The organism is uncultured Pseudoramibacter sp., assembly GCF_903789625.1.
Classification (GTDB): Bacteria; Bacillota; Clostridia; order Eubacteriales; family Eubacteriaceae; genus Pseudoramibacter; species Pseudoramibacter fermentans.
The window spans coordinates 24,215-31,144 of sequence record NZ_CAIFFF010000019.1; the positions used below are offsets into that span (position 1 = coordinate 24,215).

At 37.3% G+C, this 6,930-nt stretch carries 5 protein-coding genes; 2 read left to right on the plus strand and 3 right to left on the minus strand.

The window, feature by feature from the left end; translation table 11 throughout:
- Positions 1 to 92: 92 nt before the first annotated feature.
- The 3 genes from gdhA to leuS all read right to left on the minus strand — a co-directional run bounded on the left by gdhA (position 93) and on the right by leuS (position 4,449).
- Positions 93 to 1,427 (minus strand): NADP-specific glutamate dehydrogenase, encoded by a 1,335-nt coding sequence (gene gdhA, locus QZX60_RS08845; protein WP_295363889.1) that lies wholly within the window; start codon positions 1,425 to 1,427, stop codon positions 93 to 95.
- An 86-nt stretch (positions 1,428 to 1,513) separates the two neighbouring features.
- Positions 1,514 to 1,975 (minus strand): ribonuclease HI, encoded by a 462-nt coding sequence (rnhA, locus tag QZX60_RS08850; protein WP_295363891.1) that lies wholly within the window; start codon positions 1,973 to 1,975, stop codon positions 1,514 to 1,516.
- 62 nt (positions 1,976 to 2,037) lie between these two features.
- Complete coding sequence (gene leuS, locus QZX60_RS08855; RefSeq protein WP_295363894.1) at positions 2,038 to 4,449, minus strand: leucine--tRNA ligase; 2,412 nt, start codon at positions 4,447 to 4,449, stop codon at positions 2,038 to 2,040.
- A 141-nt stretch (positions 4,450 to 4,590) separates the two neighbouring features.
- On the opposite strand from leuS, the gene abc-f reads away from it, so the two are divergent.
- Positions 4,591 to 6,516 carry a ribosomal protection-like ABC-F family protein gene (abc-f, locus tag QZX60_RS08860; RefSeq protein ID WP_295363897.1) on the plus strand — a complete coding sequence of 642 codons (1,926 nt, stop codon included), beginning with the start codon at positions 4,591 to 4,593 and terminating at the stop codon, positions 6,514 to 6,516.
- A 70-nt stretch (positions 6,517 to 6,586) separates the two neighbouring features.
- Positions 6,587 to 6,820 carry a hypothetical protein gene (locus QZX60_RS08865; RefSeq protein ID WP_295363900.1) on the plus strand — a complete coding sequence of 78 codons (234 nt, stop codon included), beginning with the start codon at positions 6,587 to 6,589 and terminating at the stop codon, positions 6,818 to 6,820.
- The last annotated feature ends 110 nt before the right edge of the window (positions 6,821 to 6,930 follow it).

Genomic DNA, 6,930 nt, shown 5'->3' on the forward strand with positions numbered 1-6,930 from the left:
TCAATTTGTATTATCACTGAACTTATATTATATACAAAAAAATCCTGCTTTTCCAGTAAGAAAAGCAGGACAACCAATTTTATTGATTTAAATTAGACAAGGCCCTGAGCCATCATTGCGTCGACAACTTTTTCAAATCCCGCGATATTTGCCCCAACAACGAAATTACCTTCGTGATCATATCGTTTTGCAGCATCCGATACCTTAGCGTAGATATTAACCATAATATCCTTTAATTTCGCGTCAACTTCTTCGAAGGACCAGCTCAGACGTTCGCTATTCTGTGTCATTTCCAGTGCAGAAGTTGCTACGCCGCCAGCATTTGCTGCCTTACCAGGCATGAACAATACGCCATTTTCCTGCAAATACTGTGTTGCTTCAATAGTTGTCGGCATGTTTGCACCTTCAGCAACCAAACGAACACCATTCGCTACCAATTGTTTCGCGTCTTCAAGACCCAATTCATTTTGTGTTGCGCAAGGAAGTGCAATGTCACACGGAATGCTCCAGATTCCTGTTCCATCATGATACTGAGCAGAAGCAACCTGATCTGCATATTCTTTAATTCTGCCACGCTGCACTTCTTTGATATCTTTAACGATATCCAACTGAATGCCTTCTGGATCATAAACATATCCTGTAGAGTCACACATTGCAACGACTTTTGCGCCTAACTGCTGTGCTTTTTCTGTTGCGTAAATGGCGACATTTCCAGATCCAGAAATCACGACTGTTTTGCCTTCTAAGCTGTCATTAACATGTTTTAACATTTCTTCGACAATATATACTACACCATATCCTGTTGCTTCTGTTCTCGCAAGAGAACCACCCCAGGTTAATCCTTTGCCTGTCAAAACACCTTCATACAGCCCGGTAATTCTTTTATACTGACCGTATAAAAATCCAATTTCGCGTCCGCCTACGCCAATATCACCAGCCGGTACATCTTGATCAGCACCAATGTATTTGTATAATTCTGTCATAAAGCTTTGGCAGAAGCGCATGACTTCAGCATCTGATTTGCCCTTCGGATCAAAGTCAGAACCGCCTTTGCCACCGCCAATTGGGAGACCAGTTAATGAATTCTTGAATACTTGTTCAAATCCTAAAAATTTCAAGATCCCCTGGTTTACAGTTGGGTGGAAACGCAGCCCGCCTTTGTACGGTCCGATAGCAGAGTTAAATTGAACCCGAAAACCTTTGTTAACTTGCACTTGACCTTGATCATCAATCCAAGGCACACGGAAAGAAATAACACGTTCTGGTTCAGTTAATCTTTCCAATAAAGCAGCCTTTCTGAATTCATCTTCGTGTTTTTCTATCACAGGAGCAAGAGATTCTAAGACTTCCTTTACTGCTTGATGAAATTCAGGTTCACTCGGATTCTTTTTAACAACCCGTTCATACACTTCGTCAACATATGACATTATTCGTACCTCCTAAAAAACAACTATATGATAATAAAATACCATAATTATTATAGTCTAAGGGAATAACCCTATGCAAAATTTTTTTACACCATACGTTGATTCATTTCATCCATTGCCTGATTCACTAATTGATCTGCCCTATTATTGTATTGGTCGTTGGCATGTCCTTTGACCTTAATAAAGGAAACACGATGTGTTTTCGTTAAGCTGTACAACGTCTTCCACAAATCGGCATTTTTTAATTCTGCATTTTTGCCTCTTGTCCATCCTTTTTTAGCCCAGCCATCGACCCAATGCTGATTAAACGCATTAACTACATAAGCTGAGTCAGAATAAAGTGCAACTTCACAAGGTTCCTTCAACATTTTAAGACCTGTAATGGCAGCTAGTAATTCCATTTTATTATTTGTTGTATTTGTAAAACCTTGTTTAAACTCCTTGTGATAATCTCCGTATATCAAGATTCCCCCAATACCACCGACGTTTTCTTTGGATTGGCCGTTACCTCGACAGCCACCATCTGTATATATTTGGACCTTCTTCATTTTCTCTCTACGATATATTAAAAGGGGATTATTTTTTAATAATCCCCCTTAACTGATATGATTTATTTTACGACAATATTATAAATTTTCCCAGGTCTGTATATTTCTTTTACAATTTGTTTGTTTTCGACAAATTTATTAATATTTTCGTTTTGGAGTGCCATATTGTGGGCTGTTTCTTGATCTGCATCAATGGCGATCTGAATTTTACCTCTGACCTTGCCATTAATCTGAACCGCCATTTCGATCACATTGTCTATGGTTTTTTCTTCATCAAAAGTAGGCCATGAAGCTTGGTGCAGCATTCCCGGTTGACCGATGATTTCCCAAAGCTCTTCTGTTATATGTGGTGCGACTGGATATAACAGTTTGAGGAAATCACCGAATTCAGCCTTGGTAACTTTTCCGACTTCAGTAAAGCGGTTAAGCAGTGTCATCAATGCAGCAATCGCTGTATTGAATTTCATCGCTTCATAATCTTCGCTAACCTTTTTGATCGTTTTGTGCATATCGCTTTCGAGCACATCACTGTATTCATTCTTGTCAACGACAGCATCTTGGAGTCGCCAAACTCTTTCCAAAAAGCGATTGCATCCTTTAAGGCCATTTTCGGACCAAGGCGCTGGTTTTTCATAATCGCCGATGAACATAATATACGTTCTTAAAGCATCTGCTCCGTATTCATTGATAATATCATTGGGATTGACAACATTTCCCTTTGATTTACTCATTTTTTCCCCATCTGATCCCAAGATCAAACCTTGCGCTGTACGCTTTTTGTAGGGTTCTTTTGTTGGGGCAGCGCCGATATCGTAAAGGAACTGATGCCAAAAACGTGAGTACAGCAAATGTCTCGTCACGTGTTCCATTCCGCCATTATACCAATCTACTGGCAGCCAATACTTCATTTTATCCATATCAGCTAAGGCTTCTGTGTTATGTGGATCTGTGTATCTCAGGAAATACCAGCTTGATCCCGCCCATTGCGGCATAGTGTCTGTTTCTCTTTTTGCTGGGCCACCGCAAATTGGACAGGTTGTATTAACCCATTCAGGAATATCAGCTAATGGCGATTCTCCCGTGTCTGTCGGTTCATAATGTGTCACTTTCGGAAGTTCAACCGGCAAATCTTCTTCAGGAACTGGTACAGTACCACAATGATCGCAATAAACAATTGGAATTGGTTCACCCCAATAACGCTGACGATTAAAAGCCCAATTTTTCATTTTATAATTAATCGTCTCTTTCCCGATATGATGTTCTTCCAAATATTGAATCATAGTCGGGATAGCTTCTTTGACTTCCAACCCATTTAGGAATTCTGAATTGACTAATGTGCCTGAACTCACATCCGTAAACGCTTCTTCCTGAACATTACCGCCACTGATGACTTCAATAATAGGAAGGTCAAATTTTTTCGCAAAATCCCAGTCTCTTGTATCATGCGCCGGAACAGCCATAATTGCGCCAGTTCCATACCCCATCATGACATAATCCGCGACAAAAATAGGAATTTCTTTACCAGATACAGGATTAACAGCGGTAATGCCGTCAATTTTTACTCCTGTTTTATCCTTCACTAACTGAACTCTTTCAAATTCTGTTTTGTGCTGTGCTTCTTTTTTATAATCGAGAATTTCATCCATATTCTTAATTTCAGATGATAATTCTTCGATAATCGGATGTTCAGGTGCAATAACCATAAACGTCACACCAAACAAAGTATCAGCCCGCGTCGTAAAAACCTTTAATTTTTCGTCATGATTTTTAATTGCAAAATCTATTTCAGCGCCAATCGATTTACCAATCCAGTTTTTCTGTTCAATTTTAATGCGCGGCAGATAATCGACATCATCCAGCCCCTTTAATAATTTTTCTGCGTAGTCTCTGATCTTTAAAAACCACACATCTTTTTCCATTTGGATTACATCGCTGCCGCAACGGTCGCATTTTCCATCTCTAAAATCTTCATTAGATAAGACGACCTTGCAGTGCGTACAGAAATTAACATAAGTATGATCTTTGTACGCCAGACCGTGCTTATACATTTGCAAAAATATCCATTGCGTCCACTTAAAATAGTCCGGATCTGTTGTATCGATTACGCGATCCCAATCGAATGAATAACCAATTGATTTCAATTGCTGAGTGAAGACTTTAATATTTCGATCCGTAACCTTTCTCGGATGCTGTCCTGTTTTGATAGCATAATTTTCCGTCGGCAGTCCGTAGGCGTCAAATCCAATTGGAAACAAAACATTATAGCCCTGCATTCTGCGTTTTCTGGCAATAACTTCCAATGATGTATACGCGCGGACATGACCTACATGCAAACCGACGCCACTTGGGTATGGAAATTCCACTAATCCATAAAATTTGGGCTTGTCAAAATTATCTTCCGCTTTAAAAGCTTCTGTATTCTCCCAAATTTTTTGCCATTTTTTTTCAACCTTTTCGTGATTATATTTTTCCATTGGAACCTCCATAATATGATCTCTTTCGTTCCTTTATTATAGACATCGCAATTATTTGTGTCAAACCGAGTAAAACCAACTTATAGAATTTTTTTCTTCTTTCTGCTATCATATTTACCTATATTAGAAAAGAGGATATCAATGTTATTAAATGCAGATCATATATGTTTCGGATACGGCGAACATCAAATATTTAATGATTTAACCTTTTCCGTTTCTGAACATCAAAAACTAGGCCTAATTGGACAAAATGGCTCCGGTAAAACGACTCTTTTTAAGTTAATAACTCACGAACTTTCCCCCGATTCTGGGAATATTTATTATCATTCCTCCATTCAAATTGGTTATTTGAAACAGGAACAAATCTTCAATTCTGATTTAACACTTCATGAAGTCTTTTTATCTTATTTCCAATCGCTAATTGAATTAGAGCAAGAAATGAATCAGCTTCAAAAAACGATTGATTGTACTGATGGTGAAGAACAGGAAAGCGCAGTTCTTAAATTAGGAGAATTACAGGAAACATACAAAAATAATGGCGGGTATGCCTACCCCAGCCGCATTAGAGGTGTAGTTGCAGGACTCGGTTTCAATGATGATGATTTGAAACGAAAAATTAATACCTTCAGCAGCGGACAGAGAACGAGAATTGCGCTAGGTTCCTTACTCTTACAAGAACCTGATCTTTTACTATTAGATGAACCCACTAACTATTTGGATATTCGCTCATTAAACTGGTTAGAAAGTTATCTAAAAAACTACCCAAATACATTTATTGTTATCTCTCACGATCGATACCTTTTAGATTGTGTATGTACATCCATTTCGGAAATTCGAAATGAAAAGCTTCTTCATTTTGAAGGAAATTATACATCTTATCTTTCAAAAAAGAAAAAACACGATCAGGCGGAACAAAAAAAATATGAACAAATTCAAAAGGAAATTGATCGCGAAGAGGCCATTATTTCAAAACTAAGGGGCAATTTTACAACTAAAAATACAAAACGCGCAAAGAGTCGTGAAAAAAAGCTCGCGAAAATAAGAAGCGACTATTCAAACTCACATTCTCCTTCAGAAAATCATGAGTTTCATTTTTCATTATCGCCCAGCGTCCGCTCGTCTGATGATGTGTTGAAAATTAAGCACTTATCCAAGTCTTTCGATCAATTATCACTATATTCAGACTTAAATATAGATGTTTTTCGAGGCGACCGCATTGGGATAATCGGACCTAATGGCACTGGGAAATCAACGCTTCTAAAAATAATAAAAAGAGAATTGTTGCCTGATACTGGCAGACTTATATTCGGAGAGAATGTACATATTGGATATTATTCTCAAGAAGCAGACGACACATTATCCAATCATTCTGAAACACTCATTGATGCTCTTCGTACTGTTAATATTAAGCTATCTGACGGAGAAATTCGAAATATCTTAGCACAATTTATGTTTAGAAACGACGAGGTTTTTAAGACCGTAAATGAACTATCAGGTGGTGAAAAATCGCGCCTTCGCTTAGCTATGCTTATGATCTCACAGGCTAATCTGCTTCTTTTAGATGAACCGACAAATCACATTGATATGGATACAAAGGAAATACTTGAAAATGCCCTGTTGAATTATGAAGGAACGATTATTACGGTTTCTCATGACCGATACTTTCTCAACAAAATTGCGACTCGAATTTTGTCCATTTCACCGGATCAGATTTTGGATATTCCTGGGAATTACGACGATTATCTAATGTATTGTTCAACTCATCAGAACACACAAGAAAAAAAGTCCTCACCAGTTCATACTGAGAAACAGCAGAATAATAAAAATCAACACGCGATTCAAAAGCAAATTAGAAATCAGAAAAAAGAATTACAAAAAATTGAAGATCAAATTGATATGCTGTCTGATCAAGTCAAGCAAATTGAATCGGAAATGAATCAACCTCAATTTTACGATAATCAAAAGACTGCTGACCAAAAAATTGAAGCCTATTCACAATTAAAAAAGCAAATATCGAAATTAACTGACCAATGGGAAGATTTAGCATTAAAATTAGATAGAATCTAAATAAATTATTAGCTTGTCTCAGTTTTGAAAAAATATTATTATAAAATAAAAATTTGGAGATTTCACCGATATGTTAAATTTAACTAAAGAAGAAAAAAAGATACTAAATACATTATTTAAAGATGTTCGTTATACCACTAGAAATCAGATGATTTATGTGCTGTATGCAGCAAAGCCGGAACCCACTACTCCAGATGCTAAGTACATTAACTTAGTTATTAATCCTTTAATTAAAAAAATATACCACGCGGATCGAAAAGATATGGAAGAGGTCTTTGAAGCAATTCCTTTTGATGTGGATTAAAATTTCATTCAATACGTATTAAAAGCTGCTATTGTAATAATTTGCAATAGCAGCTTTCAGACTGTAGACAAACGAGGCTCTGAGAAAATACTCAGAGCCTCGTTTGATTT